The organism is Amycolatopsis sp. 195334CR (assembly GCF_017309385.1).
Lineage (GTDB): Bacteria > Actinomycetota > Actinomycetes > Mycobacteriales > Pseudonocardiaceae > Amycolatopsis.
The window spans coordinates 1,247,880-1,273,992 of the sequence record NZ_JAFJMJ010000002.1 but is presented as its reverse complement, the minus strand read 5'-3'; the positions used below and the strand labels follow the sequence as shown (position 1 = coordinate 1,273,992).

General features: G+C 71.1%; 25 protein-coding genes. 10 read left to right on the top strand and 15 right to left on the bottom strand.

The annotated features are described in order from the left end of the window. Nucleotide 1 precedes the first annotated feature (1 nt). Complete coding sequence (locus tag JYK18_RS28965; protein WP_206806605.1) at nucleotides 2–829, bottom strand: SDR family NAD(P)-dependent oxidoreductase; 828 nt, start codon at nucleotides 827–829, stop codon at nucleotides 2–4. Between the two features lie 70 nt (nucleotides 830–899). Here JYK18_RS28965 and JYK18_RS28960 point away from each other — a divergent pair, with 70 nt between their 5' ends. Next, nucleotides 900–1,811, top strand: coding sequence for a LysR family transcriptional regulator (locus JYK18_RS28960; protein WP_206806604.1), 912 nt, complete (start codon nucleotides 900–902; stop codon nucleotides 1,809–1,811). Nucleotides 1,812–2,268: 457 nt separating this feature from the next. Here the strand turns inward: JYK18_RS28960 and JYK18_RS28955 are convergent, their stop codons facing one another. The 7 genes from JYK18_RS28955 to JYK18_RS28925 all read right to left on the bottom strand — a co-directional run bounded on the left by JYK18_RS28955 (nucleotide 2,269) and on the right by JYK18_RS28925 (nucleotide 8,826). Next, entirely contained in the window at nucleotides 2,269–2,967 is a 699-nt protein-coding gene (locus JYK18_RS28955) for a hypothetical protein (protein WP_307796112.1), read from the bottom strand. Between the two features lie 74 nt (nucleotides 2,968–3,041). Then, nucleotides 3,042–3,668 (bottom strand): hypothetical protein, encoded by a 627-nt coding sequence (locus JYK18_RS28950; protein ID WP_206806603.1) that lies wholly within the window; start codon nucleotides 3,666–3,668, stop codon nucleotides 3,042–3,044. A gap of 48 nt (nucleotides 3,669–3,716) precedes the next feature. Next, nucleotides 3,717–4,829: a hypothetical protein gene (locus JYK18_RS28945; RefSeq protein ID WP_307796111.1), complete on the bottom strand. Its 1,113-nt coding sequence runs from the start codon at nucleotides 4,827–4,829 to the stop codon at nucleotides 3,717–3,719. Between the two features lie 178 nt (nucleotides 4,830–5,007). Then, nucleotides 5,008–5,598, bottom strand: coding sequence for an ATP/GTP-binding protein (locus JYK18_RS28940; RefSeq protein WP_206806602.1), 591 nt, complete (start codon nucleotides 5,596–5,598; stop codon nucleotides 5,008–5,010). Then, complete coding sequence (locus JYK18_RS28935) at nucleotides 5,579–5,950, bottom strand: DUF742 domain-containing protein (protein ID WP_206806601.1); 372 nt, start codon at nucleotides 5,948–5,950, stop codon at nucleotides 5,579–5,581. The genes JYK18_RS28940 and JYK18_RS28935 overlap by 20 nt, the downstream gene beginning before the upstream one ends. After that, nucleotides 5,947–6,372 (bottom strand): roadblock/LC7 domain-containing protein, encoded by a 426-nt coding sequence (locus JYK18_RS28930; protein WP_206806600.1) that lies wholly within the window; start codon nucleotides 6,370–6,372, stop codon nucleotides 5,947–5,949. Before JYK18_RS28930 ends, JYK18_RS28935 begins: the two co-directional genes overlap by 4 nt. A 48-nt stretch (nucleotides 6,373–6,420) precedes the next feature. Further along, nucleotides 6,421–8,826, bottom strand: coding sequence for an ATP-binding protein (locus tag JYK18_RS28925; protein WP_206806599.1), 2,406 nt, complete (start codon nucleotides 8,824–8,826; stop codon nucleotides 6,421–6,423). A 486-nt stretch (nucleotides 8,827–9,312) separates the two neighbouring features. Here JYK18_RS28925 and JYK18_RS28920 point away from each other — a divergent pair, with 486 nt between their 5' ends. The 3 genes from JYK18_RS28920 to JYK18_RS28910 all read left to right on the top strand — a co-directional run bounded on the left by JYK18_RS28920 (nucleotide 9,313) and on the right by JYK18_RS28910 (nucleotide 13,248). Beyond that, a complete protein-coding gene (locus JYK18_RS28920) occupies nucleotides 9,313–10,785 on the top strand; it encodes an SLC13 family permease (RefSeq protein WP_206806598.1) in 1,473 nt (490 codons plus the stop codon). Next, the gene (locus JYK18_RS28915; protein WP_206806597.1) at nucleotides 10,782–11,981 is read left to right on the top strand and encodes a glycerate kinase; all 1,200 of its coding nucleotides are present in this window, start codon (nucleotides 10,782–10,784) and stop codon (nucleotides 11,979–11,981) included. The genes JYK18_RS28920 and JYK18_RS28915 overlap by 4 nt, the downstream gene beginning before the upstream one ends. Before the next feature lie 109 nt (nucleotides 11,982–12,090). Next, nucleotides 12,091–13,248, top strand: a complete 1,158-nt coding sequence (locus JYK18_RS28910) for a metallophosphoesterase (protein ID WP_206806596.1) — start codon at nucleotides 12,091–12,093, stop codon at nucleotides 13,246–13,248. On the opposite strand, the gene JYK18_RS28905 is transcribed toward JYK18_RS28910, so the two are convergent. Genes JYK18_RS28905 through JYK18_RS28895 form a run of 3 tightly spaced genes read right to left on the bottom strand, consistent with a single transcriptional unit; the run spans nucleotide 13,229 to nucleotide 15,895 of the window. After that, complete coding sequence (locus tag JYK18_RS28905) at nucleotides 13,229–14,230, bottom strand: zinc-binding dehydrogenase (protein ID WP_206806595.1); 1,002 nt, start codon at nucleotides 14,228–14,230, stop codon at nucleotides 13,229–13,231. The two genes, JYK18_RS28910 and JYK18_RS28905, sit on opposite strands and share 20 nt — an antisense overlap. Then, nucleotides 14,230–15,090 (bottom strand): fumarylacetoacetate hydrolase family protein, encoded by an 861-nt coding sequence (locus JYK18_RS28900; RefSeq protein ID WP_206806594.1) that lies wholly within the window; start codon nucleotides 15,088–15,090, stop codon nucleotides 14,230–14,232. Before JYK18_RS28900 ends, JYK18_RS28905 begins: the two co-directional genes overlap by 1 nt. A 16-nt stretch (nucleotides 15,091–15,106) precedes the next feature. Further along, nucleotides 15,107–15,895 carry an IclR family transcriptional regulator gene (locus tag JYK18_RS28895; RefSeq protein WP_206806593.1) on the bottom strand — a complete coding sequence of 263 codons (789 nt, stop codon included), beginning with the start codon at nucleotides 15,893–15,895 and terminating at the stop codon, nucleotides 15,107–15,109. Between the two features lie 51 nt (nucleotides 15,896–15,946). Between JYK18_RS28895 and JYK18_RS28890 the strand changes: the two genes are divergently transcribed. Beyond that, complete coding sequence (locus JYK18_RS28890; RefSeq protein WP_307796110.1) at nucleotides 15,947–17,665, top strand: IlvD/Edd family dehydratase; 1,719 nt, start codon at nucleotides 15,947–15,949, stop codon at nucleotides 17,663–17,665. Between the two features lie 17 nt (nucleotides 17,666–17,682). After that, nucleotides 17,683–18,930 carry a GDSL-type esterase/lipase family protein gene (locus JYK18_RS28885; protein ID WP_206806592.1) on the top strand — a complete coding sequence of 416 codons (1,248 nt, stop codon included), beginning with the start codon at nucleotides 17,683–17,685 and terminating at the stop codon, nucleotides 18,928–18,930. Here the strand turns inward: JYK18_RS28885 and JYK18_RS28880 are convergent. Further along, nucleotides 18,927–19,646: a TetR/AcrR family transcriptional regulator gene (locus tag JYK18_RS28880; RefSeq protein ID WP_206806591.1), complete on the bottom strand. Its 720-nt coding sequence runs from the start codon at nucleotides 19,644–19,646 to the stop codon at nucleotides 18,927–18,929. The genes JYK18_RS28885 and JYK18_RS28880 overlap by 4 nt on opposite strands. A gap of 131 nt (nucleotides 19,647–19,777) precedes the next feature. Between JYK18_RS28880 and JYK18_RS28875 the strand changes: the two genes are divergently transcribed. Together JYK18_RS28875 and JYK18_RS28870 are read left to right on the top strand one after the other, a co-directional pair. After that, nucleotides 19,778–20,524, top strand: coding sequence for an RNA polymerase sigma factor (locus JYK18_RS28875; protein WP_206806590.1), 747 nt, complete (start codon nucleotides 19,778–19,780; stop codon nucleotides 20,522–20,524). Between the two features lie 14 nt (nucleotides 20,525–20,538). After that, nucleotides 20,539–20,682: a hypothetical protein gene (locus tag JYK18_RS28870; RefSeq protein WP_206806589.1), complete on the top strand. Its 144-nt coding sequence runs from the start codon at nucleotides 20,539–20,541 to the stop codon at nucleotides 20,680–20,682. Nucleotides 20,683–20,691: 9 nt separating this feature from the next. Here the strand turns inward: JYK18_RS28870 and JYK18_RS28865 are convergent, their stop codons facing one another. After that, nucleotides 20,692–21,384: a BTAD domain-containing putative transcriptional regulator gene (locus JYK18_RS28865; RefSeq protein WP_206806588.1), complete on the bottom strand. Its 693-nt coding sequence runs from the start codon at nucleotides 21,382–21,384 to the stop codon at nucleotides 20,692–20,694. A gap of 469 nt (nucleotides 21,385–21,853) precedes the next feature. On the opposite strand from JYK18_RS28865, the gene JYK18_RS28860 reads away from it, so the two are divergent. Both JYK18_RS28860 and JYK18_RS28855 read left to right on the top strand, forming a co-directional pair. Then, the gene (locus tag JYK18_RS28860; protein ID WP_206806587.1) at nucleotides 21,854–22,789 is read left to right on the top strand and encodes a hypothetical protein; all 936 of its coding nucleotides are present in this window, start codon (nucleotides 21,854–21,856) and stop codon (nucleotides 22,787–22,789) included. A gap of 133 nt (nucleotides 22,790–22,922) precedes the next feature. Beyond that, nucleotides 22,923–23,756 carry an alpha/beta hydrolase gene (locus JYK18_RS28855; RefSeq protein WP_206806586.1) on the top strand — a complete coding sequence of 278 codons (834 nt, stop codon included), beginning with the start codon at nucleotides 22,923–22,925 and terminating at the stop codon, nucleotides 23,754–23,756. A 6-nt stretch (nucleotides 23,757–23,762) separates the two neighbouring features. Here JYK18_RS28855 and JYK18_RS28850 read toward each other — a convergent pair whose 3' ends face one another. Then, a complete protein-coding gene (locus JYK18_RS28850; protein WP_206806585.1) occupies nucleotides 23,763–24,218 on the bottom strand; it encodes a GNAT family N-acetyltransferase in 456 nt (151 codons plus the stop codon). A 3-nt stretch (nucleotides 24,219–24,221) separates the two neighbouring features. Next, on the bottom strand, nucleotides 24,222–26,042 hold the full coding sequence (locus tag JYK18_RS28845) for a hypothetical protein (protein WP_206806584.1): 1,821 nt from the start codon (nucleotides 26,040–26,042) through the stop codon (nucleotides 24,222–24,224). Between the last annotated feature and the right edge of the window lie 71 nt (nucleotides 26,043–26,113).

Here is a 26,113-nt window from a genome sequence, read left to right as displayed (position 1 = left end):
CCTACTTCCAGGGCACGACCTGTCCAAATCGGACCAATTGTCCGTAGTGCTCTGGTTGTACCGGCTCGAAAACGAGGTCCAGCAGCGCGACGGCGGCCTCGGCCGGACTGGGCGCGCCGCTCACGTCCCACCACTTCGCCGAGGTCGGAGTGTTGATCATGCCGGGGCAGACCGCGGCGAGCAGGGTGCCGCGGTCGAGGTCGGCCGCGCGTCGGTGCGACGCCAGTGCGCGCACCGCGGCGACCTGCGCGATCTTCGACGGGATGTTGACGAAGCCGGGCCAGGCACCGGAGCGCGCGCTGCCGTCGGCGACCGCGTCGCGCCAGGCAGCCACCTGCTTGTCCACCTGGTCCAATGTGGACAGACCGTCGAAGCGCTGGTGCAGCACGGGCGCGAGGTGGTGCAGGGTGCCCAGCGAACTGGCGACCACGATCAGCCTGCCGCCGTCGCGCACCAGCGGGGCGAACGCCCGCAGCAGCCGGGTGGTGCCGAAGTTGTTCACCTGGGTGTAGGGGCCGATGATCTCGCGCGGGTCGTCCTCGGGGCCGACGCGCATCACCGCGTTGCCGAAGACGATGTCCACGCCGCCGTGGCGGTCCCGCAGCCGCTCGGCGAACCGGGAGGCGGCTTCGGGATCGGCCACGTCGAACAGTTCACCGCGGACCTGGGCGCCGGAAAGTCCCTCGACGGCCTCGGCCACGCGGGCGGAGTCGCGCCCGGTGAGGTAGACGACGTCCTGCGCGGTCAGCCGCCGGGCCAGCCCGGCGGCGAGCGCCCGGCCCAGGCCCTGGTTCGCCCCGGTGACCAGGGCGATGAGTGAGGTGGTCATGGCTCCACGCTAGGAGCGATCCGGCCATGCGAACAGCGAAAGTCCGGCACGCCTGGTATGCGTAGATGTCATGGCCTTCTCCGACGTCTCGCTCACCGCGCTGCGGGTGTTCCGCGAAGTGGCCGAGCGCGGCACGTTCACCGCCGCCGCCACCGCGCTCGGGTACACGCAGTCCGCCGTGTCCCGGCAGATCGCCGCGCTGGAACGGGCCGCCGGCGCCGAACTGGTCGAACGACGGCACGACGGGGTCCGGCTCACGCCGGCCGGGCACGTCGTGGTCCGCCGCGCCGCCGCCGTGCTCGACCAGGTCGACGCCACCACCAGGGAACTGGCCGGACTCCCCGACGAACGCGGCACGGTCCGGCTCGGGTGGTTCGCCAGCGCCGGGGCGTCGTTGGTGCCGCGAGCTCTGGCCACGTTGCGCGAAACGCACCCGGCCATCACGGTGATCACCCGCGAAGGCAGCACGCCAGCCCTCGCGCGGGCCCTGCGGGCGGGCACGCTGGACCTGGCGCTCCTGGCGTCGGCACCGCCGTTTCGCCCGCCGGACAGTGAAACCCCGGCCCTGCGCCTGCGGACGCTGACCGAGCGCAGCCTGTGCGTGGCCGTGCCAGCCACCCATCCCCTCGCCCGCGGCGACTTCGCCGACGTCGCGGACCTGGCCGGGCAACGCTGGATCGCGGGCTCCGGCGACGAGCGGGTGATGGGCGTGTGGCCCGGCCTGGACGAACGGCCGGAGATCGCGCACACCGCCCGGGACTGGCTGGCAAAACTGCACCTGGTGGCGGCGGGGTGCGGGATCACCACCGTGCCCGCTTCGCTGGCCGCCGTGGTCCCATCCGGAGTCCGAGTCCTCCCGGTCCACGGCGGCCCCGCCGAACAGCGGCGCCTGATGCTCGCGCACCTCCCGACCCCCCTGCCGGAAGCGGCCGCCGCCCTCGCCACCACCCTACGCAAAGCCGCGATCGACGCTCTGCCTTGACGGACGTAACACCCATCCCCGCTGACACGACCTCCAAGGCACCGCGCCATGAGGGCGAGCCAGGATGGAGACACCAGTGCCGGAGACCTTTGAGATCGACCGCGTTGACCGCATCGCGGACATCCTGTTCGGCGTCGCCACGGGCGGCGGCCTGATCGGCTACGGACCACTGGCCCGACGCGTGGGAACCCAGCCGAACTTCCTGAGCCAGCCCCTCGACCAGGTATCCCGGCGGGCGGCCGAACGTGGTGAACCCCTGTGGAGCGCGCTGGTGGTGGCCAAGGAAAGCGGCAGGCCCAACTCCGGTTTCTACGGCATGGCAAGGCGCATGCGCCCCGAGTACCAGTCACTCGACGACGGTGCCGTGTGGGCCCGGGAAAGACAGCGCTGCTACGACGCCGCCCGGCAGAGCGCCGCCGATGGGAGCCGTGCGGAGGGCGGCTCCCATCTCGACGGTTCAGGTCAGCTGAGCCCGCCACCGTTCGAACGCAGCACGGAGGTCGGCATCGTCCAGGCGGTTGAGTTGGTCATCGATGTAGTACCGGTACAAAGCCCGCAAATCGGCGGCGAAATCCGCATCGGGCAGAGCTGAACCCGCACGGACCGCCGCGGCCGAGCGCACCAGGGGCTTGGCTGGAGCGTCCACAAGCGACAAGTACCACTCGATCGCCTCATCGTTCGTCGCCGCGCGGCCGCCGGTTTTGACGTTGCTGCAAAGAAAACGCACCGGGAACAGCACAGCCTTCGTGAACCACACCGCATCGGACAGCAGGCGGCGCGGGGTGTGGAACTCCGCGACCACCTCCTCCGTCGCCAGCACACCGACCGCGAAGCGCGCGGTTTCCGCGGAGAGTTCCTCCGGCTCCGGCCGGGCCACCGAGGCGGCGACCTCCTCCCCGATCAGCAACCGGCCGTTCCCCGCCAGTTCCAACCGGTCCAGCGCCGGGAACCGGCCGTCGTCGCGGCCTGAGCGCAGGGCGGGCAGCGACGCCCAGAACACGGACAACTTCAGGTAGAAACCACCGCGTTCCCGCAACGCCGACGACACCGCGTCGACGGTTTCCCGATCCCCCGGGGAATCCAGCACCAGAGCCAGGTCGATATCGCTGACCGCGGGGGAAAAACCGCCGTAGGAAAGGCTGCCCAGCAGGTACACGGCGAGCAGCCGATCCCCCAACGCCTCCCGGTACGCCTCCGCGCTTTCCCGCGCTACCGCCAGAGCTTCCGCAGTCACGCCGCGGTGTCCTGGCGAGCGCACTCGGCGATGCGGTCCGACACCACGCCGATCACCTGCCACGCCCGGTCCAGCACCGCGATCAGCTCGTCCACCGTCCAGTCGGTGCGCTCCCGCAGCAACCGGTAGCCCATCTCCAGGTGCTCCACATCGGCCTCGTCGTGCAGGTCGAAGTACGGGTCATCGGGGAACGCCTTGGTCCCGGCCTGGCTCAGCACCAGGCTCCCCGCCTCGAGCGCGAGGTGCGCCAGCACCGCGCGCTGCACGCTCGGCAGGATCGCGAACTGGTCGACGAACCACGACGCCCCCGACTCGATCACCGGGTCCCACACCAGCCGCGTGTCCTCGGCCCGCGTCCTGGCCAGGATCTTGTCGTGCCCGATCTCCTCCTCCTGGTGCTCCAGGGCGAGCGCGCGCAGCTGCGGGTCCGACTCGAAGGTCACCCGGGCGCTGATCATCCGCTGGAACGCGTTCGACCACGGCTGGAGGTAGGTCAGCACCGCCTTTTTCGTCGGCTCGCCGGTGTTCTCGTCCGCCAGCAGGCGGATCAGCGCCGACGCGGCGTATTCCTGTTGCCGCTGCTCATTGTGGCTGGCGATGCGGTCCACGTCCTGGTGGCTCACGGTCGGCTCCTTCCGGTGGCGGTAAGCATGATCATCTTCCCGGCGCCGCTACGCGAGATCAACCGGCGAAAGCAGGCGGGCGGGGGTTTTCTCGAACACCGGGAGCCGGAAGTACGTCGTGAGGTCACCACGCCGCCCCGAAGCCCGGTAACTGACCAGTTCCAGCAACCCCCGGCTGTCCTCGATCGACCCGGGCGACAGCGCCCCGGCGAGGGCGCGGAACCGGGCGGGGTCCACGCCTTCGCGGTGCAGCACGGTGGCGGTGCGGTCCACCGCTTCCTGGTCGCTGCCGGCCAGGTCGGTCAGCCGGAGGTAGGTGGTGCACTCGTCGGCTCCGTCCACACCGGACCGGAAGGCGAGGCAGCTCAGCGCCGCCTCACCGGCGTCGGTCCGGGAACCGGCGAGGGTCCGGTACGCGGCCAGCGCGCTCGTGGTGTCGTGACGCGCCGCCGACGCGGCGATCCGGTTCACCTCGGTGAGGTCGGCACCGTGGTTGCGGTAGTAGACCTTCACCCTGGCATCGGCTTCCCCGGCCAGATCCACCGCGAAGAACTCGATTTCCCGTTCCCCGTCGGCGATCTCGACCCGGGCGCGGGCCTGCTCCCAGGCCTTCGACAGGCCCAGCCAGGCCATCGCCTCGTCCACCGCCGCGTACCGCTCGGCGAACGGCCAGTCGTACAAGCCGAAGTAGGTCTTGTGCACCAGCCGCGACGACGGCCGCCAGGCGACCGAGTGCCACAACGGCGCCGCCGACGGCATGCCCGCCTCCGGGGTGAACAAGCCGTAGATGCCGTCGCGGGCATTCCCCTGCGCCGCGGCGGAGATCAGGCTGTGCCCGTGTTGCACGTCGTCCAAGCAGTCGAACAGCACCCGCAGTTCCGGTTGCCCGCCCGACCAGTTGACCGACAGCTCGGCCGGAAACCCGTCCCCCGCAACATAAGACGGCTGGTCCGGAGTGGACCCGATCCGGTTGGCCGCCCACGCGGGCAGCGCGGCGCCGAGCAACCTCGTGGTCCACGCCGCCTGGTCCGCGGGGACCTCGAGCGCCTCGCACGCCGAGGCCCACACTCCACACAGGAATTCGCCGTACAACCGGCCCCGCGCCGGATAGCTCCCGTTTTCCCTTGCCTGATCGCACAACCCCGGCGAGCCATTGACCACGCGCCAAAGAGTAGCAGTCAGGCGAGAATCCCCCTGATCAACTGCACCCGGCTGGTCCAACCAATTGCGCCATGTGGGTTGACAAAAGGACATCCCACCCCGCACCGACACCAAGCGTTACCCGCGAGGGCTGCGAAATCCAGGTGAACCGGTCACACTTTCCTTGCCAGGCAACGGATCAAGCTGGTACTGGCAACACCGTCATCGCGTGCTTCACCAGGCGGATCAACGCGAGTTTGCTCGAATCGCGGTCGCGTGCGTCACACATGACGATCGGCACCCGATCCGGCACCACGAGCGCCTCGCGGATCTCCTCCGGGGTGTACCGCGGCGCCTTGTCGAAGCAGTTCACCGCCACGATGAACGGGATCTTCCGCCGCTCGAAGAAGTCGATGGCGGCGAAGCTGGTCTCCAGCCGCCGGGTGTCGACCAGCACGATGGTGCCGATCGCACCGCGGGCGAGGTCGTCCCACATGAACCAGAAGCGCGCCTGGCCGGGCGTGCCGAACAGGTACAGCACGTGCCGCGGCGAGATGCTGATCCGGCCGAAGTCGAGCGCCACCGTGGTGGTGTGCTTGCGCTCCACCCCGGACAGGTCGTCCACCCCGGCGCTCGCCTCGGTGAGCACCTCCTCGGTGGTCAGCGGCGGGATCTCGCTGACCGAGCCGACCATGGTGGTCTTGCCGGCGCCGAACCCGCCGGCGACGATGATCTTGACCGGCGTCGGGACGTTGTCCGCCGCCGAACCTTCAGTACTTGATGAGGCCATCGAGAACCGCCTGGAGAGTTTCGAGGTTCGGCGCCTGCGCCGGGTGGTGGGTGGGGGAACGGGTGATCACGAGCCCGCGCTCGATCAGGTCCGCGCACAGCACGCGCACCACGCCGAGCGGGATCTTCACGTAGACCGCGATCTCGGCGATCGACACCGGGTTGCGGCACAACTGCACGATCGCCAGGTGCTCCGGGCCGAGCCCGGTGGGTTCCTGGTCCTGCCGCAGCGTCATCACCTGCGTGGACAGGTCCAGTTTGGCGCTTTCGCCGGGAGTTCGGCCGCTGGTGATGGTGTACGGCCGGACCAGTGGCCCGGCCGCCTCGTCGTACCAGCCGTCCTCCCCGCTCACGTGGCCTCGCGCAGCACGTGCGCCGCTTCACGGGGAGCCGAGGTCAGGTAGTCGCCGACGCGTTTGACCAGCCTGCTCATCTCGTAGGCGATCATCTCCACGTCGACGTTCTCCCCCGCCAGCACGGCGAGGCAGGCGCCCTGACCGGCCGCGGAGACGAACAGGTAGCCGAGTTCCATCTCGATCATGTTCTGCAGCACGGCCCCGCGGGCGAACTGCTTGCTCACCCCCTTGGCCAGGCTCTGCAGGCTGGAGGCGATGGCGGAGAGCTGGTCCGAGTCGTCCTTGCTCATCCCGGCCGACTTGCCGATGAGCAGGCCGTCGGCGGACAGCACGATGGCGTTCTGCGCGCCGACGACCCGGTTCACCACGTCGTCGAGCAGCCAGTTGAGATCGGGTTTGGCGGTCCCGTACTCGTTCATGCGGATAGACCTTGACTTTCCTCAGTGGACTTCGTGTGCGGTCGCGGACTACGAATCGCCGGCGCCGTCGCGCCCGCGACGGGTGCCCTTGTGGAACGCGGCGAGGGTGCGGGCGGTGCCCTCCCCCGGCGTCACCGTGCTCTGGACGTCGTCGTCCGGTTCGTTTTCGAGCTGGGCCACCAGGTTCTGCTGCGGCTCGCGCCGCGGCAGCCGCGGCCGGTCGTCGGCGGGTGGCGGCTCGGGCGGAGCCGCGTGCTTCACCTCGGTGAACGCCGGCGGGGTGGTGGGTGCGGCTTCGGCGGCCCGTGCCGGGTACGGCCTCGGCTTGACGTCGCGCTTCAACGGGATCTGGCCGGTGAACGAGCTCGACGTGGGCGTGGCCGGTGCGGGGGTTCCCTGCGCCTGTGCGGAAATCGCGGGCGCCGGGGCACCCACCGAGGCGAGGACGGCGTTGTCCTCCGGCGCGGCGGAGAACTCCGCCTCGCCCTGGTGGTGCTCCGCCTCCTGCCCGGCCAGGTGCTGCGCCGGGATGAGCACGGTGGCGCGGAGGCCGCCGTACCGGGACGGGTCGAAGGTGACGGTGATGCCGAGCTTGGCCGCCAGCCGCGCGACCACGAAGAGGCCGAGGCTGGAGTCGGCGCGCAGCGCCATCGCGTCGAACTCGGGCGCCTCGGCCATCATCTCGTTGGCCCACTGGCGCACGCCGTCCTTCATGCCCAGGCCCTGGTCCGACACGTCGACCACGACGCCGCGGGCGACCTGGCGGCTGGTCACCTCGACCGGCGAACCGGGCGGGGAGAACGAGGTCGCGTTGTCGACCAGCTCGGCGATCAGGTGGATGGTGTCGGCCACCGCGACCCCGACGATGGCCACGTCGGCCACCTGCTCGACCTGGACCCGCGCGTACTGCTCGGTTTCCGAGATCGCCGCGCGCAGCACCTCCAGCAGCGGCACCGGCTTGCGCCAGCGGCGGCCCGGCTGCTTGCCGCCCAGGATGATCAGGTTCTCGGTGGTGCGGCGGGCGCGGGCGGCGAGGTGGTCGAGCTGGAACAGCGAGGCCAGCTGGGTGGAGTTCTCCTCGCGGCTTTCCATCTCGTCCAGGATCTGCAGCTGCTGGTGGACCAGCACCTGGTTGCGGTGCGCGATGCCGAGGAACACGTTGTGCACACCGCTGCGGGCCTTCGCCTCGCTCGCGGCGGCGTTGACCGCGGTCAGCTGCGCGGCGTTGAACGCCTCCGCCACCTGCCCGATCTCGTCGCGGCCGTGGTCGAGCTGCGGCAGTTCCTGTTTCAGGTCAACGGGTTCGCCGCTCTTGAGCCGGCCGACGATGCGGGGCAGGCGGTTGCGGGCGAGGTCGAGCGAGTCGTCGCGCAGCCGGGCGAGGCGGGTCATCAGCGCGCGGTCGACGAGCGAGCGCGACACCCGCACCGCGACGATGATCGCCGCGAGCGAGGCCAGCAGCGCCAGGATGCTGCCGATGATGGCGTTGCGCAGCTGGGCGTCACCGGACTCGATGGCCGCCGCGGACACCTTGTCCGCCTGCTGGATGGACAGGTCGTTGAGGCTGCTGGCGACCTGGTTCGCCGCGCTCTGCCAGTCGGCTTCGCTGACCGGCAGGTTGTTCGCCTGCGCGCCGGCCCACGGGCCGCGCTTGACCAGCGCCTCCTCCGCGTTGCCCAGCTGGTCCCACGCCGGGCTCGTGGTCAGCGCCTGGTACCGGGCGCGGACTTCCGGGTCCAGGAACGGTTCCACCTGCGCGAGCTGCGTGCGGTAGGCCCCGGAGAGCTGGGTGAACTCGACGAAGTCGTCCGGGTCGAACGCCTTGGCCGCGAACGCGGTGGACACCAGCGAGGTCTCGCGCGACATCAGGTCGCCGGCGCGGAAGACGGTGGTCGCGGTGACCCCGCCGTGCGCGGCCTCGGCGTCGGGCACCACGCGCGCCTGGGTGTCGAACAGGTTGGACGCCGCGTCCAGCACGCCGTTGTAGTAGTCGTTGACCTGCGCCCGGTCGATGCTCCGGAAGTTGATCTGCGAGCGCAGCACCGGGAGCTGCTCGAACTGGCCCTTGAGCCCGTTGACCTTGGTGGCGATCTCGTCGGGGGCACTGGAGATGGTCGAGTCGAAGGCGGCCTGCAGCGCGACCAGCTTCTCGTCGGTCGCCTGCTGCTTCTCGGCCAGCCCGGCCGGCCCGGCGGACGGATTGTCCAGGTACCGCAAGGCGGTCTGGCGTTCCTCCTGGAAGGCGGCCAGCGCGGTGGCGGCCGGAATGGACACTTCGCGCACCGAGGCGGCGACCAGGCGCACGTAGAGCCCGTTGATGAAGAAGTACGAGGACAGCGCGGTCCACAGCACCAGCAGGGTCACGCTGGGAATCAGGACGGTCCTGGTCAGCCGTTTCCGGATGGACTTGTCATACGGCTTGTCCGATTCATCTTTTTCATCTTTGTTCAGCACGGGGGTTCACGAACTCCTGAGTGACAGTCGGCGAAAAACGTGTGGAGATCTGGCAGAGGAAGCAGAACCGACGGCGGAACCGTTGGGACCACAGGGACCCGGGCCCATGACCACCAGTGCTCGCCTCACCCTCCGTGTTGCCGCGGAACAGATCAGGGTCCGTTTTTTACCATGTCTCACCCGAACGCGGTTGCCCCCGCCCACCCGACTGTGCGCTGCGTCCCCAAGATCAACTACCGGTTACCGTCCGCATTCGGTTGACTACTGGCGTTTCCCGAGGTACGAGCGTTAGCCGCCGAACACCGCCAGAAGCACTGGGCCGAACGGGTGAACGTCAAAATTCTCCGTGGCTGGACCTACGTGCGTAACGGATGCGTCCCCAGTGGACATCGCACGGGACACCAAGGCGTCCGCTGTCACCCTCCGATGAGGATTCACTCATCGGCGTTTCACCGCTCGTTCAGCGGGCGGCCACATTCTCGGCCCATGCTCAAGATCGCGGCGCACGACGCCGATCCGGCCGCGGCACCCCGCGTGCCGCGCTGGCCGTTCGGACTGGCGGCCGCCGTGCTGGTGCTCGCCGCGCTGTACCTTTTCCTGCCGGGCCCCGGATCCGCGCTGCCCGGCGGCGGCCGGACCACGCTGGTGGTGTTCGCCGGCGCCACGCTTTTCTGGCTGTTCGGCCGGAACGACACCTTTGTCGGGTTCGCCGCGCTGCTGGTGCTGATCCTCCTGGGCGTGCTGGACGCCGACCAGGTCTTCGCCGCGCTCGGCGGCGAGGTGGTGTGGCTGCTGATCTCGGCTTTTGTGCTGGCGGCGGGGATTTCCGCGACCGGCCTGCCCGCCCGCGCGGCGATCGCCTTGTGCACCAGGGCTTCCCGGGTCAGAACGCTGTTCCACCTGCTCACCGCGTGGCTGGTGCTCACCGCCTTCGCCATCCCGGCCACCTCGGGCCGGGCGGCGCTGGCCCTGCCGGTGTTCCTCGCGCTGGCACGGGCTTTCGCGCCCCGCCCGGCTGTGGTGCGGGCGCTGGCCCTGCTGATCCCGTCGGTGATCCTGCTCTCCGCGGCGGCCACGCTGACCGGCGCCGGGGCGCACCTGATCACCGTGGAGATCCTCGCCGGGTCGACCGGTTCCGGGATCTCGTTTGGACAGTGGTTGCTGCTCGGCGTGCCGATCGCGGCGCTGAGCAGCCATCTCGCGGCCGAACTGGTGTTGCTGCTGATGACGCGGCGGGCCGACCGGAAGCAGCCGGTCGTGGTGGACCCGCACCACCTCGCCGAGGAGGCGGGGGTCGCACTGGGAGCGTTGAATGTGGTGCAACTCCGCGCTTTGGCGGTGCTCGCGCTCGTGGTCGGGCTGTGGTGCACCGAAGCCTGGCACGGACTTCCGCCCGCGCTCGTGGCGTTGGCCGGTGCGGTGCTGATCACCGTGCCGAAGGCGGGCACGGTGGCGCTCGACGCCGCGCTGGCCACCGTTCCGTGGTCGTTGCTGCTGTTCATGGTGGCCACCACCGCGCTCGGGTCCGCGTTGAGCGCCTCCGGTGCGGCGGGGTGGCTGGCCGGCGTGACGCTCGGGCACCACACCGGGAGCCCGCTGGTGGTGCTCGCGGTGATCGTCGGCGTCAGCGCGGCCGCGCACCTGGTGCTCCAGTCGCGCTCGGCCCGTTCCTCGGTGCTGGTGCCGCTGATCCTGCCGGTGGCCGCGGTTTCCGGGCTCAACCCCGCCGCCGCCGCGTTCGCCTCGACGGTGGCGGCCGGGTTCTGCCACACGCTGCCCGCGTCGGCCAAGCCGGTCGCGTTGTTCAGCGGAATCGGTGACGCGCCCACCTACCGCCGGGGTGACCTCCTGCGGCTGTCGGTGGTGCTCGGCCCGCTCCTCGTCCTGCTCGTCCTGTTGTTCGCCACGGCCGTCTGGCCGGGGTTCGGTTTGCCGCTCTACCTCCAGGAGATGAAATGACCACGCCGTTGCGTCTGGTGATCGCCCCGAGTGGGTTCAAGGAGTCCCTTTCCGCCGACGCGGTGGCCGGTGCCATCGCGGCCGGTGTCCGGCGGGTGGCGCCCACCGCGCTGCTGGACACCGTTCCCCTCGTCGACGGCGGTGAGGGTTCGGCCAGGGCGCTCGCCGAGAACACCGGCGGGCGGCTGATACCGGTGACGGTGACCGGGCCGGCGGGTGAGCCGGTGATCGCTCCGCTGGCGCTGCTGGGTGGTCCAGGGCCGCGCACCGCGGTGGTCGAGATGGCGGCCGCCGCCGGGTTGCGGCTGGTCCCCGCCGACCGGCGGGACCCGGGACGCACCACGACCTACGGGGTCGGTGAACTGATCCGGTCCGCTTTGGACCTCGGCTGCGCGCGGATCCTCGTCGGCTGCGGGGACTCCGGCACCTGCGACGGCGGTGCGGGCGCGCTCAGCGCACTGGGCGCGAAGATCACCGACGCGGACGGCCGGGAAGTGGGACCCGGCGGGTACGCGCTCAACGACGCGGTGTCGCTGGACACGAGCGGGCTGGACCCGCGGCTTCGCGACACGGAACTGGTCGTCGCGTGCAACCCGTGCAACGTGCTCACCGGCGAGCGCGGGGTCGCCGCCGTGTTCGGCCCGCAGAAGGGCGCCACCCCGGCGCAGGTGGCCGTCCTGTCGGCGGCGATGGAGCGGTGGGCCGAGTTGCTCGACCGCTCCGGCGGCCAGGACCTGCGGCTCGTGCCCGGCGGCGGGGCGTCCGGCGGGCTCGGCGCCGGTCTCGCCGGTGGGCTCGGGGCCCGGCTGCGCTCCCGGTTCGACGTGCTGCTGGACCAGTTCGACCTGAACGCCCGGATCAGCGCGGCGGACCTGGTGATCACCGCCGAGGGGACCATCGACGCCCAGACCGTCCGGGGCAAGGTGCCCGGGGAGGTGGCCAGACTCGCCAAACGCCACCACGTCCCGGTGATCGCCCTCGCCGGCACCATCGGCGCCGGTGCCGAGGTCACCCGGAGCGCCGGAATCGACGCGTTCAGCGGGATCCTGGCCACGCCCGGCACCCTGGCCGAAGCCATCGGCAACGCCGAGACCCTGCTCACCGACGCCACCGAACGCGCCCTGCGGCTGATCATGGTGGGCACCCACCTGCCGGACCAGGCCCGCCGCCCGGCCGCCACCGGGCTACCGGCCTAGTGATTGCTATGAGTGGGGCATTACTTGCATTCACCGCAAGTAATGCCCCACTCATAGCAATCGGCGCGGGGTGCCTGGGGCCTCAGGAACGCGCGGGTAACTTGGAGGAATGACGCAGACTCAGCAGCCGAGGCGGCCCCGGGAGCGGCGGGGGCGGCGGCCCGGGGTGTTCGCCGGTGTGGTGGTGCTCGCCCTGCTGCTGTTGTTCGGCGTGCCGTGGGCCACACTGGTGCTGCCCTGGCCGTCGCCCGTGGTGGTGGCCGGGACCGTCCTGTTCGGAATCGCCGTGGTCGCCTTCCCGGTGCTGATGTTCCTCGGGCACGCGCGCGGCAACGACCGGGCGGCGCTGGTGGCGGACACCACCCTCGGCGTCGTCTGGGTGTTCTTCGCGTGGTCGGTGCTCAGCCTGGTGCTCAGGGTCGCGCTGCTCGGCGTGCCCGAGCCGCAGCGGTCGCGGATCATCGCCGTCCTGGTGCTCGTGGTCGGCCTCGCGCTGGTCGGGTACGGGGTCCGCGAAGCGATGCGCGTGCCGCGGATCCGCCGCGTCGAGGTGACCCTGCCCCGGCTCGGCTCCGGCCTCGACGGCACCACCGTCGCCCTGCTGACCGACACCCACTTCGGCCCGATCGACCGGCGCCGGTGGTCCGAGCGCACGGCCGCCGCGGTGAACGCGCTGCGCCCGGACATCGTCGCGCACGCGGGCGACATCGCCGACGGAACGGTCGAGCAGCGCCGCGCGCAGGTCGCGCCGCTGGGCACCATCACCGCGCCGCTGGCGCGGGTGTACTCGACCGGCAACCACGAGTACTTCGGCGAGGCGCAGGCCTGGCTCGACCACATGACCTCGCTCGGCTGGGACTCGCTGCACAACCGGCACATCGTGGTCGAACGCGGCGGGCACCGGCTGATCGTGGCCGGGATCGACGACGCCACCGCCCGCGCCTCCGGCCTCGACGGGCACGGCGCCGAACTGGACCGGGCGCTGGACGGCTCGCCCGGCGACGTGCCGATCCTGCTGCTGGCCCACCAGCCCAAGCAGATCGCCGAGACGGCGAACCAGGTCGACCTCCAGCTCGCCGGGCACACCCACGGCGGCCAGATCTGGCCGTTCCACTACCTCGTCCGCACCGACCAGCCCGTGCTCCACGGCCTGTCCCAGCACGGCACGACGCAGCTCTACACCAGCCGGGGCGCGGGCTTCTGGGGACCGCCGCTGCGGGTGTTCGCGCCCAGCGAAATCACCCTGCTCACCCTGCGCGCGCCCTAGGGTCCACCTGCACCTTCGGCCCGGGGTAGCCCCCGGCCAGCACCGCGCCGACCTCGTCGAGGCCGACGGTGGCCGCGACCAGCGGGCGCGGGTCGACCCCGCCCTCGGCGTAGGCGGCGATGGTGTCGGCCAGTCCCGGTGACGCCGACAGGATGCCGACCGCGGTGACGTCCTTGAGCACCAGCGCCCGCGTGTCGATCCGGCTGGGCCGCCCGGCGATTCCGATGTAGACGATCCGGCCGCCGGGCTCGACGCGGTCCAGTGCCAGCGCGGGCAGGTGCTCGGCGTTGGCCGCGTCGACGACCGCGTCGAACGGCAGGTCCGGCACCTCCGCCCAGGCCCGCTCGAAACCGAGGCCGCGCGCGAAGTCGAGCGACGACGCGGTGGTGCCCAGCAGATGCACCTCGGCGCCCGCGGCCCGCAGGAACATCGCCACCAGCAGCCCGATCGTGCCCGGCCCCATGACCAGCACGCGGTCGCCGGGCCCGGCCTCGGTGGCCCGTGCCGCCCGCAGCGCGTTGCCGCCCGGTTCCACCAGCGCCCCGAGCACCGCGTCGACCGGATCCGGCAGCGCGTGCAGGGACCACGCGGGCACGGCGATCCGCTCGGCCAGCGCACCGGGGCGACCGTCGCGGATGCCGACCTCCTGCCGTTGTTCGCACACGTGCTGCCGTCCGCGACAGCACCGGCGGCAGGTGCGGTCGCCGAGCATGGTGTCGCCCATCACCCGGCGGCCGAGCCAGCCGGGGTCGACCCCGTCCCCGATCTCCGCCACCGTGCCCGCCCATTCGTGGCCGAGGCGCATCGGGTACGAGGAATGCCCCTGGTGCAGGTAGGCCATCTCACCGGTGAAGAACTCGACGTCGGTGCCGCACACCCCGGCGCGCTCGACCTCGACCACCACCTCACCCGGAACCGCCTGCGGCGCGGGCACTTCCCGCACCTCGTACGCCCCCGGCCCGGTGAGCACGAAGGCCCGCATCACCGGGGCGCGAGCACGTGCTGCCGCTGGCGCCCCAGTCCGTCGATGCCCAGTTCCACCACGTCACCGGGCCGCAGCCACACCGGCGGCCGGAAACCCATGCCCACGCCCGGCGGGGTGCCGGTGTTGATCAGGTCCCCCGGCTCCAGCACCATGAACTGGCTCAGGTGGTGCACGATGAAGTACGGGTCGAAGATCATCGTCCGGGTGTTGCCGGTCTGCCGCCGCTGCCCGTTCACGTCCAGCCACAGGTCGAGCGCGAGCACGTCGTCGATCTCGTCCGGGGTGACCAGCCACGGTCCGGCGGGGTTGAAGGTCTCGGCGGACTTCCCTTTGGCCCATTGGCCGCCGCGCTCCATCTGGAACGCGCGCTCGCTGACGTCGTTGACCACCAGGTAGCCGGCGATCGCCGCGCGGGCGTCGGCCACGGAGTCCAAATAGGACGTCCGTCGGCCGATGACGATGCCGAGTTCGACCTCCCAGTCCGGTTTGGTCGAACCCCGCGGGATGCGCACGTCGTCGTCCGGGCCGACGAGGGTGTTGGGCGACTTGGTGAACAGGATCGGCTCGTCGGGCACGGCCTGCCCGGTTTCCGCGGCGTGGTCCCGGTAGTTCAGGCCGATGCACAGGATCTGGTGCGGCCGGGCGATCGGCGCGCCGACGCGTTCCCCGGCGAACGCCGACACCCGCCCGGCCGCCACGCGTTCCTCGACGATCGGCCGGATGCGCCCCAGTCCCCCGCCACCGAAGAACTTCTCGTCGAAGTCACCGGCCACATCGGACAGATCGACGTAGTGGCCGTCGTCAACGCGGACAACCGGCTTCTCGGCGCCGGGCTCACCGATGCGCATGAGGTACACGGAATTCTCCTGGGGTTCAGGCGAGCGGGCCGAGCAGCCGCCGGATCTCCCCGACGGCGTCGGCCAGCACGGGCAACGGGGTGCGGTAGGCGAGCGCGCTGACGCTCACCGCACCGGAGGGCATCGAGGGCGCGGTGGCGCGCACCGGGACGGCGAGGCAGTTGACGCCGACCTCGCACTCCTGGTCGTCTTCGGCGTAACCGCGTTCGCGGGCGAGCACCAGTTCGGCGTGCAGTTCCGCGGCGGTGCACCGGGTCCGGGCGGTCGGCCGGGCCGGCACCCGGTCGTCGAGCCACGCTTCGACCGCCTCCCGGGTGTCCAGTTCGTAGGACAGCAACAGCTTTCCCACCGCGGTGGCGTGCGCCGGGTTGCGGCCGCCGACCGTCGAGGTGAGCCGGACGGCACCGGAGGGCGGATCGACCTTGGCGCGGTAGACCACCTCGGTCCCGTCGAGCACGGCGTAGTGCGCGGTCTCGCCGAACCGCTCCGCCAGCGCCTCCAGCACCGGCTGGACGCGCACGTGGTCCGGCCGCTCCTCGTGGTGCGCGAAGGCCATCCGCAGGAACTCGTCACCCAGCAGGTAGCGGCCGCGCGGATCCTGCTCGGCCAGCCCGGCGCGGCGCAGCGCGCCGAGCGCGCGGTGCACGGTGGGTTTCGGGCTGCCGATGACGCGGGTCAGCTCGTCCAGCTCCACCCCGTCGGCGTACTTGGCGAGCTCCTTGAGCACCGCGAGCACACGATCGGCACCGACGAGCTTGCTCTCGTCGGGTGCTTTCGCTTCGCCGATCATCTGCGTATCGTTCATCGCGTTCCGAACTTTAGAACACCGTACCGACTATTGGAAGGCGGGGCGGGCGTGCCGGAATCGGGTCTGCGCAGCGGGCAGTGGTACGACGGGGAAGACCGCAACGCCTACATCCACCGGGCGTGGATGCGCCGGGGCACACCGGGCGACGCCTTCGGCCGTCCGCAGATCGCCATCGCGAACACCGCCTCCGACCTCACCCCGTGCAACGCCCACCTGTCCGAGGTGGCCGTCTCGGTGAAGAACGGGATCTACGAGGCCGGCGGCATCCCGCTGGAACTGCCCGTGGTGTCGCTGGGCGAGACGCAGGTCCGGCCGACCGCGATGCTGTGGCGCAACATGGCCGCGATGGCCACCGAGGAGATGCTGCGCGCCAATCCGCTCGACGGCGTGGTGCTGCTCGGCGGCTGCGACAAGACCATCCCGTCGCTGCTGATGGCCGCCGCGTCGGTCGATCTGCCCGCGGTGGTGGTGCCCGGCGGGCCGATGCTCACCGGCACCTTCCGCGGCACCCCGCTGGGCTGCGGCACCGACGTGTGGCGGCTCTCGGAGGAGGTCAGGGCGGGCAAGCTGGCGCCGGAGCAGTTCACCCGCTCGGAGTCGGCGATGATCCGCAGCCGCGGGCACTGCAACACGATGGGCACCGCGTCGACCATGGCGCTGGTCGCCGAGGCGCTGGGCACGGTGCTGCCGGGGCTGGCGGGCACCCCGGCGCCGGACAGCAGGCTGCTGGAGGCCGCGCACACCACCGGGCGGCTGGTGGTCGACCTGGTCGCCGCGGACCGGCGGCCGAGCACCTTCCTGACCGCGGGCTCGTTCCGCAACGCGATCGTCGCGCTGGCCGCGATCGGCGGGTCCACCAACGCGGTGGTCCACCTGCTGGCCATCGCCGGGCGACTCGGCGTCGAGGTGTCCATCGACGACTTCGACCGGCTCGGCTCGTCCGTGCCGGTGCTGGTGGACCTGCTGCCCGCCGGGCGGTTCCTGATGGAGGACTTCCACCGCGCCGGCGGCCTGCTCGCCGTGCTGCGGGAAGTGCGCGACCTGCTCGACCCGGACGCGCTCACCGTCACCGGCGAGCCACTGGTGTCCTATTTGGACGAAGCGCCGATCTGGGACCCCGAGGTGATCCGCACCCGCGCGGAACCACTGGTCGCCGAGGGCGGGATCGCCGTGCTGCGCGGGAACCTCGCGCCCGGCGGCGCGTTGATCAAGCCCGCCGCCGCCACCCCGGAGCTGCTGCGCCACCGCGGCCGGGCGGTGGTGTTCGACTCCATCGAGGACTTCCACGCCCGGATCGACGACCCGGACCTCGACGTGGACGCCGATTCGGTGCTGGTGCTGCGCGGGTGCGGTCCCAAGGGCTATCCCGGCATGCCCGAGGTGTCCAACATGCCGCTGCCGCGGAAGCTGCTGGAGCAGGGCGTGCGCGACATGGTCCGGGTGTGCGACGGGCGGATGAGCGGCACCGCGTACGGCACGGTCGTGCTGCACGTCGCGCCCGAGGCCGCCGCCGGTGGCCCGCTCGCGCTCGTCCGCACCGGTGACGTGATCAGCCTCGACGTCGCCGCGCGCCGCATCGACGTCGAAGTGTCCGAAGAGGACCTCGCGGCCCGCGAACCCGATGAGGCCACCGTTTCCGCGTACGCCAACCCGCGCCGCGGCTGGGAGCGGCTCTACGTCGACCACGTGCTGCAGGCCGACACCGGCGCGGACCTGGACTTCCTGCTCGGTTCCAGCGGCTCGGAGGTCAGCCGCGAGTCGCACTGAAAACCCGGAGGGGCGCGATGAGGCGTTCAGGCAAGCTCGCGGCACTGGCCGCGGCGGTGGTGGTGCTGGCGGGACTGCTGATGGGCTCGGCGCCCGCCACGCAACCGCAGCGCTCCCCGTGGTTCACCTCGTGGGCGCAGTCGCAGCAGAGCCTGGCCCCGAAGGCGCTGACCGGCCAGTCCGTCCGCATGGTCACGCACCTGAGCCAGGGCGGTGACGCACTGCGGATCCGCGTGCAGAACACCTTCGGCACCACCCCGCTGACCATCGACCGCGCCACCGCGGGGCTGAGCGGGCCGGGCGCGTCGGTCACCGGCACCCGGCCGCTGACCTTCGGCGGCAAGCCCGCGGTGACCATCCCGCCCGGCGGTGAGCTGTGGAGCGACGAAACCGGGCTGGCCACCCGGCCGGACACCGACGTCAGCATCAGCATGTACGTCGCGGGCACGGCGGTTCCCGGGCAGCACGAGTCCGCGTTCCGCGAGAACTACCTGACCGCGCCCGGCGCGGGTGACCACACCGGGGACGGCAGCGGCGCGGCGTACACCGAGACCGTCACCTCGACCTACCTGGTCAGCGCGGTGGACGTGCGCAACCGGGCGCTGCGCGGCACGATCGTCGCCTACGGCAGTTCGGTGGTCGACGGGGTGGGCAGCACGAACTGCGGGCCGGGCTGCACCGAACTGGGCACCAACCGCCGCTGGACCGACGACCTCGCGCGGCGCGTGGTCGCCGAACACCCGGCGCACCGGCAGGTCGCCATCGCCAACGCCGGCATCAGCGGCACCACGAGTTCGGCCGAGTGCCCCGGCACCCCGGACCGGGTCGCCGAACTCGACGCGCTCACCCGGCTGGACCGCGACGTGCTCGCGCTGCACGGCGTCACCGGGGTCATCTACTACTACGGCACCAACGACCTGGCCTTCGGCTGCGCGGCCGGGCCGATCCTGGACAGCTACCGGAAGGTGTTCCAGCGCCTGCGCGACGCCGGTGTCGCGGTGTACGTCACGCCGATCACCTCGCGGCCCGGGTACACCGACGCGCAGAACCTGGTCCGGCACGAGGTCGGCACGTTCACCCAGCGCTGGAACAACTGCTCCGGCACCTGCGACGGCGTGGTCGACTTCGACCAGGTGCTCAAGGACCCGTTGCGCCCCAACGGAATCCACCCGCCCTACGACAACGGCGACGGGGTGCACGCCAACGCCGCCGGACAGCAGGCACTGGCCGACTTCGTTTCTTTGTCCATGTTGGACGGACGCTAGCCGATTTCGTTGCGCGTGCTGGGAAAGGTGAGATCCGGCGGCGGCAGCGGCTCCGCCGGGTCCACCTCGATGCCCTCCCCGCGCAGCGCGTCGTCGAGAATGCTCCAGACCCAGCGTGAAAGCAACGCGGCGAACTGGGCGTGCTCGAGGCCCCGCGGGTACCGGAGCCACTGCGCGGTGCTGGCGTCGACGAGCCCGACCACGCTGAACGCGGCGGGCTCGGCGACGCGGGTGTCCAGGCCGAACGCCCGCAGGTAGTGCTCGAACACCACGGTGAGGTGCTCGCCGATGGTGGTCCTGACATCGTTGACCGCGCCGGGCCCGGTGTCCGGCGCGGACAGCGAGTGCCTGCTCAGGTACCGGTAGAGGTGGCGGTTCTCGGCCAGCCACCGGATGTGCGTGTCCACCGCGGTGCTGATCATCCGCTCCGGGGAGCCGTGCAGTTCCCACAGCGGCGCGAGTTCGGCGTTGATCAGTTCCACCGCGCGCTGGGCGATCGTGCGGTGGATGTCGGTGGCGTCGGTGAAGTGCTTGTACAGCTGGGTGCGCGCGACCCCGGCCTCTTCGGCGATGCGCTCGGTGGACACGTCGGGCCCGCGTTCCCTGATCGCCCGCAACGCGGCTTCGACGAACTCCCGGCGACGGCGTTCGCGCTGACCGGCCCAGCGCGCGGCCCGGCCGTCCGTGTGGCCGCCCGAGTGGCCGGAAGAAGGCATACGCAGAGTTTATCGTCCGTCAACTACCTCATACGACCGTGTACCTGATACATTTCTGTACTCGTTACCGCGAGTCCGGCCGAATTGGGGAGAAGGAGGCCGATGCGTTGCCTGGTGCTGTCCGAGGGGATTTGACCGAACCGGTCCAGCTGACCGATGCCGCGCTGCTCGACGCCGTGCGTGCCGGTGACCTGCCCGCGTACGGGCTGTTGTTCGAGCGGCACGCCGAGGCCGCGCGGCAGTTCGCCCGCCGCTGGCACCGCAGTCCGGCGGAACGGCACGAACTGGTCGCCGAGGGGTTCGCGCGGGTGCTCGCGGCCATCCGCGGCGGGGCCGGACCGCGTGAGCACCTGCGGCCCTACCTGCTGGTCACCATGCGCCACCTGGCGATCACCTGGCAGCGGCGGCTGGCCAGGGTCGAGCTGTACGGCGAGGTGCCGGAAAGCGGGGCGGACCCCACCGCGCCCCGGCTGGACGAGGTCGTGCTGCACCGGTGGAACGCGCAGCTGGCCGGGTCCGCCTTCCAGCGGCTGCCGGAACGCTGGCAGCTGGTGCTCTGGCACACCGAAGTGGAGTCGGCGTCCGCCGCGGACCTGGCTTCGGCGCTGGGCATCTCCCCCAACGGGGTGGCCGCGCTCGCCAAACGGGCCCGCGAAGGGCTGCGGCAGGCGTACCTGCAGGAGCAAGTCCCCGAATCGGGTGACCAGGGTTGCCGTTTGTCCCGGCACCGAATGGGTACCTGGATCCGCGGGGGTCTCTCCTGCCATCGCACCCGCCGCATCGACGACCACGTCGCCCACTGCACGGACTGCCAGACCGTCGTTACCCGTCTCGCCGAATCCAACGGCGAACTCACCCCGCCACCGAGACCCCGATGAGCGAAGGAACCGAGATGGACACTGGCACCCACGACGACACGTGGCTGGCGAAGCAGGCGGAAGAAGCGCTGAGCGCCATCGCCGAACTACACGACGAAGCCGTCGCCACCCTCACCCCGCGCGACGCCGGCTGGTTCGACACGACCAAGGAGTCCTGAGCCGCAAGGCTAGCCGAGCGTCACCGGGTGGGCGTGGGCCGAGGAGAGCAACTTGGTCATGCGGGGTGACGGCAGCACGCCGAGCTCCCGGTGCAGCAGCCCCCGATACTGCTGGTAGTGCCGCAGCGCGGAACCGGTGTTGCCCTGCGCCAGGTGCACCGCGATCACCGTGCAGTGCGCGCTCTCCCGCACCGGGTCGATGGCGATGGCGGTCAGCGCGGCCTCCAGCGCGGCCAGGTGCGCGCCCGCGGTGATCAGGCGGCGGGCGATCGCCTCCAGCGTGTGCAGCCGCACCTGTTCCCAGCGCTGCCGCTCCGGCACCAGCCATTCCTCACCCCAGTCCGGCAGCAGGTCCCGCGCCAGCGAACCGGCCAGCCACTCGTCGGCCGCCGGGTCCGCGCGGTGGGCCGAATCGAGCGAACGGCAGAGGTCGACCACCACCACCGGCGACAGCCGCAGGTGCTCGGTGGCCGTCTCCACCACCGGCCGGTCGGTCGAGCGCCGCACGTGCCACAGCGCCTGCCGCAGGTTCGCCGCCGCGCGCTGGCGGCGGCTCTCCGGCCACAGCTGCTCGGCGGCCGCCGTCCGGTTCACCGGCAGCCCGTTCCGGATCCCGAGGAAAGCGAGCAACCGCTGCGCTCCCCTCGGCAGGCAAACCCGTTCGCCATCGACCACCAGTTCGAACCGGCCGAGCAGGTGCAAATGGGCCAGGGATTCCCGGCTTCGCCCCGTTCTCCGGTCAGCAACGCATTCTTCCATCGCCCTGCCTCGTTTCCGTCGACGCCCTTCACCGGCGAACGAGCATCGCACCGCGGGTGTCTTCCGCGCATCTCCCCGCCGCCCCCACCGGCGTGGACGCCGCTGTCTTCTGCACGTGCACCGCACTTCCCCCACCTTTTACCGGCTTGACTTCCCACCGATGACCACCCGGAAGTGAGCGCCGGGTGGGTAACGCCACTGCGCGTGCGCAATTCCGCCGGATCGCGCGGACCGCGGTAAGGCCAATGGCCCAGCGTCATTTTCCCGTCCCGATCCAGCCCAGTGGGTGAAGGCACGTTCGGCAGACCCGGCGGCACGCGGCCGGGCGACGGCGCGGAGACCCCGCGTCCGGAAGCTGTGCTCCCAGGGTCACCGGCCCCGGAAACCCGCAGCACGAACCAAGGAGGCAACCATGGCCGACGGGAACGTCAAGTCCGTGGACATCCAGATCGCACCCGCCGATTTCGAAACCCTCAAGTCGAGCGGCTACCAGCTCTGCTTCGCGAAGAAGGTGAACAACACCTACAACGTGGTCTGGCAGTCGGGGATCGACTACCTGGTCGACAACACCTTCTCCTGGCAGCCGATGTACGAGATGTTCGGCAGCAACCAGTTCACCGGGGACGTGAAGGTGAACGTGTCCACCAACAAGGTGTCGATCGGCCTCGGCGACCAGGCCGTGCTCGACACCAACGGCTATCTCGGGGACGCCACCTCGGGCGGCCCGGCCACCGGCATCACCATGATCAACAACTACGGCACCATCCACCCCGGCCTGTGCGCCTTCTCCACCGACTACAACGGCAAGTCCTCGACCACCCCGATCTACGTGGCCGAGCAGCCGATCGTGTCCGGCCAGGACACGCTGACCCCGGTCGAGGCGGTGCAGGTGTGGTTCGAGCAGGACATCGCGACCAGCACCATGTTCAGCACGGCCAGATCGAACGCGGTGGAGGTCGACCTGACGCTGCAGAACACCGCGACCCGCCTCTACAAGGACGGGAAGTGGTCCACGCCGTCGGCCAGCGCGCGCTACGCCGATCCGAGGACCATCGTGGTGATCGTGGCGACGCTCACCGCCGCGGTGATCGCCCACGACCTGGCCACCAAGATCACCTCGAAGCTGACCGGGGTGTACAAGGACATCAAGGTGGACGTGCAGGCGCCCGGCGGCACCACGGTCAAGATCGAGTACCGGGAGCAGTCGGGGCTGCCAGGGCCGCGGCACGCGCAGACCCAGATGCTGCTGGCGAACAAGACCACGGTCGACACGCTCACCGAGTTCGCGCTCGAATCGCTGGCCTCGCTCGGCGTCGGCTACCTCACCATGACGGCGAACTCGAACTGACCGTCCACTGAGGACACGAGGCGGCCGCGGTCATCGGCAATTTCGCCGGTCCGCGGCCGCTTCGCTGGCCGGGCGCGGAGTGCGGCCGCGACAATTCGGCCCGGCCGCACTCCCCCGACCACCGGAGAAGACCATGCGACTGCGCACCGCACTGCTCGGCATCCTCGTCACGGCCACCGCCCTGCTCACGCCCGCCACCGCGGGCGCCACACCACCGTCCGCGCTGGGTGGCTCTGGACCGTACTCGGCCGGCTACGAGACCAGCTTCCGGCTGCCCGACCACACCATCTACCGCCCGGACACGCTGCCCGCCGGGGTGAAGCTGCCGATCGTGGCCTGGGGCAACGGTGCCTGCCGCGCGGACGGCACCTGGTTCGAGAACATCCTCACCGAATGGGCCTCGCACGGCTTCCTGGTGATCGCGAACGGCAGGCCGGGCGGCTTCGGCCAGACCGACTCGGCCATGCTGACCGAGTCGATCGACTGGGCCATCGAGGAGAACTCCCGCTTGGGCAGCAAGTACCGCAACCGGATCGACACCACCAAGGTGGCGGTGATGGGCCAGTCCTGCGGCGGCATCGAGACCTACGAGGTGGCGGACGACCCGCGGCTGACCACCACCGTGCTGTGGAACAGCGGCCTGCTCAGCGACAGCCAGAACCACCTGCTGCAGCAGCTGCACGCGCCGATCGCGTACTTCATCGGCGGCCCCAGCGACATCGCCTACCCCAACGCGATGGATGACTGGGGGCGGCTGCCCGCCGGGCTGCCCGCGTTCATGGGCAACCTCGACGTCGGCCACTTCGGCACCTTCGACCAGCCGAACGGCGGCGAGTTCGGCCGGGTCGGCGGGCACTGGCTGAAGTGGCAGCTCAAGGGCGACCAGGCCAGCGGCGCGCAGTTCACCGGCCCGGCCTGCGGCCTGTGCACCACCGAATGGGACGTCCAGCGCAAGAACCTGGGCTGAGGCGCGTCAGAGCGTCCTGGTCATGAAGGCGCTGTGCGGGTCCGGCCGGTAGCCGGCGAACGGTTCGCAGTAGGTGAAGCCGAACTTCTCGTACAGCCGCCGGGCCGGGCGGAAGAACTCGGCGGAGCCGGTTTCCAGGCTGATCCGGGAGAACCGCATCCGCCGGGCCTCGGCGAGCACGTGCTCCAGCAGGAACGACGCGATCCCGCCGCGTTTGCGCGCGGTGGTGGTGCGCATCGACTTCAGTTCCGCGTGCTCGGTGTCGAGCGCCTTGAGCGCACCGCAGCCGACCAGCTCGGTGCCGTCGTACACCGACCAGAAGGTCACGTCCGGCTTCCGGAGATCGTCGAGGTCCAGCGCGTGCTTGCTCTCCAGCGGCGAGAGCGAGCGCATCTCCTCGAGGTGCTCGCCGAGGAACGCGGCGATCTCCGGCCCGGACAGGTCATCGACGACGATCTTCATGCCCTAGACGGTAGACCGCGCCCTGGTCGGGCGGACACCGGCGCCCGCGGTGTACAGCCAGCCGAACAGCACCCACATGCCGCCGAAGATCAGGCCCACCACCACGTAGGCGACCGTCCACAGCACCGCGGGCGTCTCGCTCTTGCGCTCGCGTTGCAGGAACTCGATCTCCGACATGAACGGGCGCGGACCGGAGACCGCTTCGATCGCCGGTGCGTTGGCAGCCGGGTCGTCCGGCGCGTACACCGGAGCCAGCGCCAGCATGCGGTTCGGGGTGTGCAGCCGGAACCCGCTCTTCCACGCGCCGTAGACCGGCAGCGGTTCGGCGGTGCGGTAGACGCCCTCCCCGACCTGTTCCAGCGGCTTCGAGAAGAAATCGCCGCCCTGCCAGGAGAAGCCGTTCAGCCAGAGCGCGTCCGAGGCCAGCGCGGGATCGCTGATGGTGACCGTGGCGTGCACCCAGCGCGGTTCCCCGCCGCCGTGCGGGGCGGACACCGGCAGCCCGGTGGTCGACTCGCTCAGCGCGACCTCCGCGGTCAGCCCCGCCGGCGGGTCCTGCGGCACCACGACCACGGCCATCAGCGCGACCGCGCCGAGCGCACCGGCCAGCCCGGCGACGTGCCGCACCCGCCGCTCCGGCGTCCGGGGTTCCGGGCCCTCCGGCGCCGCGATGCTCTCCGCCTGCTGGTACTGCCACGCCCCGATCAGGCAGCCCGCGATCGAGGCGAACACCCCGAACCCGAGGAACAGCGGCAGGTGCGCGGCGGGCCACGGGTTCGGCATCAGCCACTGCGAGAAGGCCCATTCGCCGAGCATGCCGACGGTGCCCGCGCCGATCCCGGCCAGCAGCGCGAGCCGGTGCGCGCCGGCCCGGCCCGCCAGCAGCGCGACCACCTCGATCACCACGGCCTCGGCCACGTACGGCAGCAGCGAGGCCACGTGCAGGTCGTCCACCGCCGGGATGATCGCGAACAACGCCCGCGTCACCAGGAACACCGCGAGCACGATCAGCGTGCCGCCCGGCCCCCAGGCCAGCCGCCCGTAGAGCAGGGTCCAGCCGCCGATCAGGCCGACCAGCACCACCTGCGCGAGCATCGGGAACTGCGGCACCCCGAGGTCGAACTCCATCAGGAACGCCGAGGCGCCCATCATCCACGCGCCGGCGAGCAGCGGGCCGAGCAGCCGGACCAGCGGCCCGCTCGCGCCGACCTGCCGCGCTTCGGCGAGCAGCAGCTGCAGCCCGATCACCACGCCGATGCCGCCGCCGATCATCAGCACGTGGGTGGGGCCCCATTCGGTGACGTCCTGGCCGAACAGCCGGTGCCACACGTCGTCCAGCGGGAACCCGGCCACGCCGACCAGGCCGGTGGCCATCATCTGCACGCTGCCCATCGGCACCCGCCAGTGCGGGCCGAGCGGGAAGGTGCGCGCGGGCAGCTTTCCCTTCGCCAGCCCGGCGCTGAGCACGCCGCTGGCGAAGATGCCCATCAGTCCGAAGTAGATCGGGTAGTGCGACGGGTTGGCCAGCGGCCCCTCGTCGCGGCCCAGTTCCATGTGGATCGGCACGTCCCAGTACACGCCGATCAGCGCCGAGAGCCCGGACAGCCCGGCGAGGAACATCGGCAGCGCGGCCCAGCGCGGCAGGCCGGACAGCCCGGCCGCCCAGTCCGCGAGCCGCCCGGCGGCGGTGCGCTTGCCCGCCCGCTCGCGCAGCACAAAAACGGCGAGCGGCAGGAAGACGACGAAGAACATCAGCCCGGCGATGGCGATCTGACCGAGCTCGGCACCACCGGCGGGCGGACTGGTCGGCTGCGCGAGGTTCACTGCTGGACCTTTCCGGGAAATCTACGTGTTACCCCAGGTAACAGTTACTGAAGATAGCATGTTACCGTTGG

Bases quoted from the DNA above. Each gene is read 5' to 3' on its own strand.
- JYK18_RS28965 (WP_206806605.1), bottom strand. From the start codon at position 829: ATGACCACCTCACTCATCGCCCTGGTCACCGGGGCGAACCAGGGCCTG.
- JYK18_RS28940 (WP_206806602.1), bottom strand. From the start codon at position 5,598: ATGGCCTCATCAAGTACTGAAGGTTCGGCGGCGGACAACGTCCCGACG.
- JYK18_RS28915 (WP_206806597.1), top strand. From the start codon at position 10,782: ATGACCACGCCGTTGCGTCTGGTGATCGCCCCGAGTGGGTTCAAGGAG.
- JYK18_RS28920 (WP_206806598.1), top strand. From the start codon at position 9,313: ATGCTCAAGATCGCGGCGCACGACGCCGATCCGGCCGCGGCACCCCGC.
- JYK18_RS28930 (WP_206806600.1), bottom strand. From the start codon at position 6,372: ATGAACGAGTACGGGACCGCCAAACCCGATCTCAACTGGCTGCTCGAC.
- JYK18_RS28895 (WP_206806593.1), bottom strand. From the start codon at position 15,895: ATGAACGATACGCAGATGATCGGCGAAGCGAAAGCACCCGACGAGAGC.
- JYK18_RS28960 (WP_206806604.1), top strand. From the start codon at position 900: ATGGCCTTCTCCGACGTCTCGCTCACCGCGCTGCGGGTGTTCCGCGAA.
- JYK18_RS28910 (WP_206806596.1), top strand. From the start codon at position 12,091: ATGACGCAGACTCAGCAGCCGAGGCGGCCCCGGGAGCGGCGGGGGCGG.
- JYK18_RS28870 (WP_206806589.1), top strand. From the start codon at position 20,539: ATGGACACTGGCACCCACGACGACACGTGGCTGGCGAAGCAGGCGGAA.
- JYK18_RS28860 (WP_206806587.1), top strand. From the start codon at position 21,854: ATGGCCGACGGGAACGTCAAGTCCGTGGACATCCAGATCGCACCCGCC.
- JYK18_RS28885 (WP_206806592.1), top strand. From the start codon at position 17,683: ATGAGGCGTTCAGGCAAGCTCGCGGCACTGGCCGCGGCGGTGGTGGTG.
- JYK18_RS28880 (WP_206806591.1), bottom strand. From the start codon at position 19,646: ATGCCTTCTTCCGGCCACTCGGGCGGCCACACGGACGGCCGGGCCGCG.
- JYK18_RS28850 (WP_206806585.1), bottom strand. From the start codon at position 24,218: ATGAAGATCGTCGTCGATGACCTGTCCGGGCCGGAGATCGCCGCGTTC.
- JYK18_RS28905 (WP_206806595.1), bottom strand. From the start codon at position 14,230: ATGCGGGCCTTCGTGCTCACCGGGCCGGGGGCGTACGAGGTGCGGGAA.
- JYK18_RS28855 (WP_206806586.1), top strand. From the start codon at position 22,923: ATGCGACTGCGCACCGCACTGCTCGGCATCCTCGTCACGGCCACCGCC.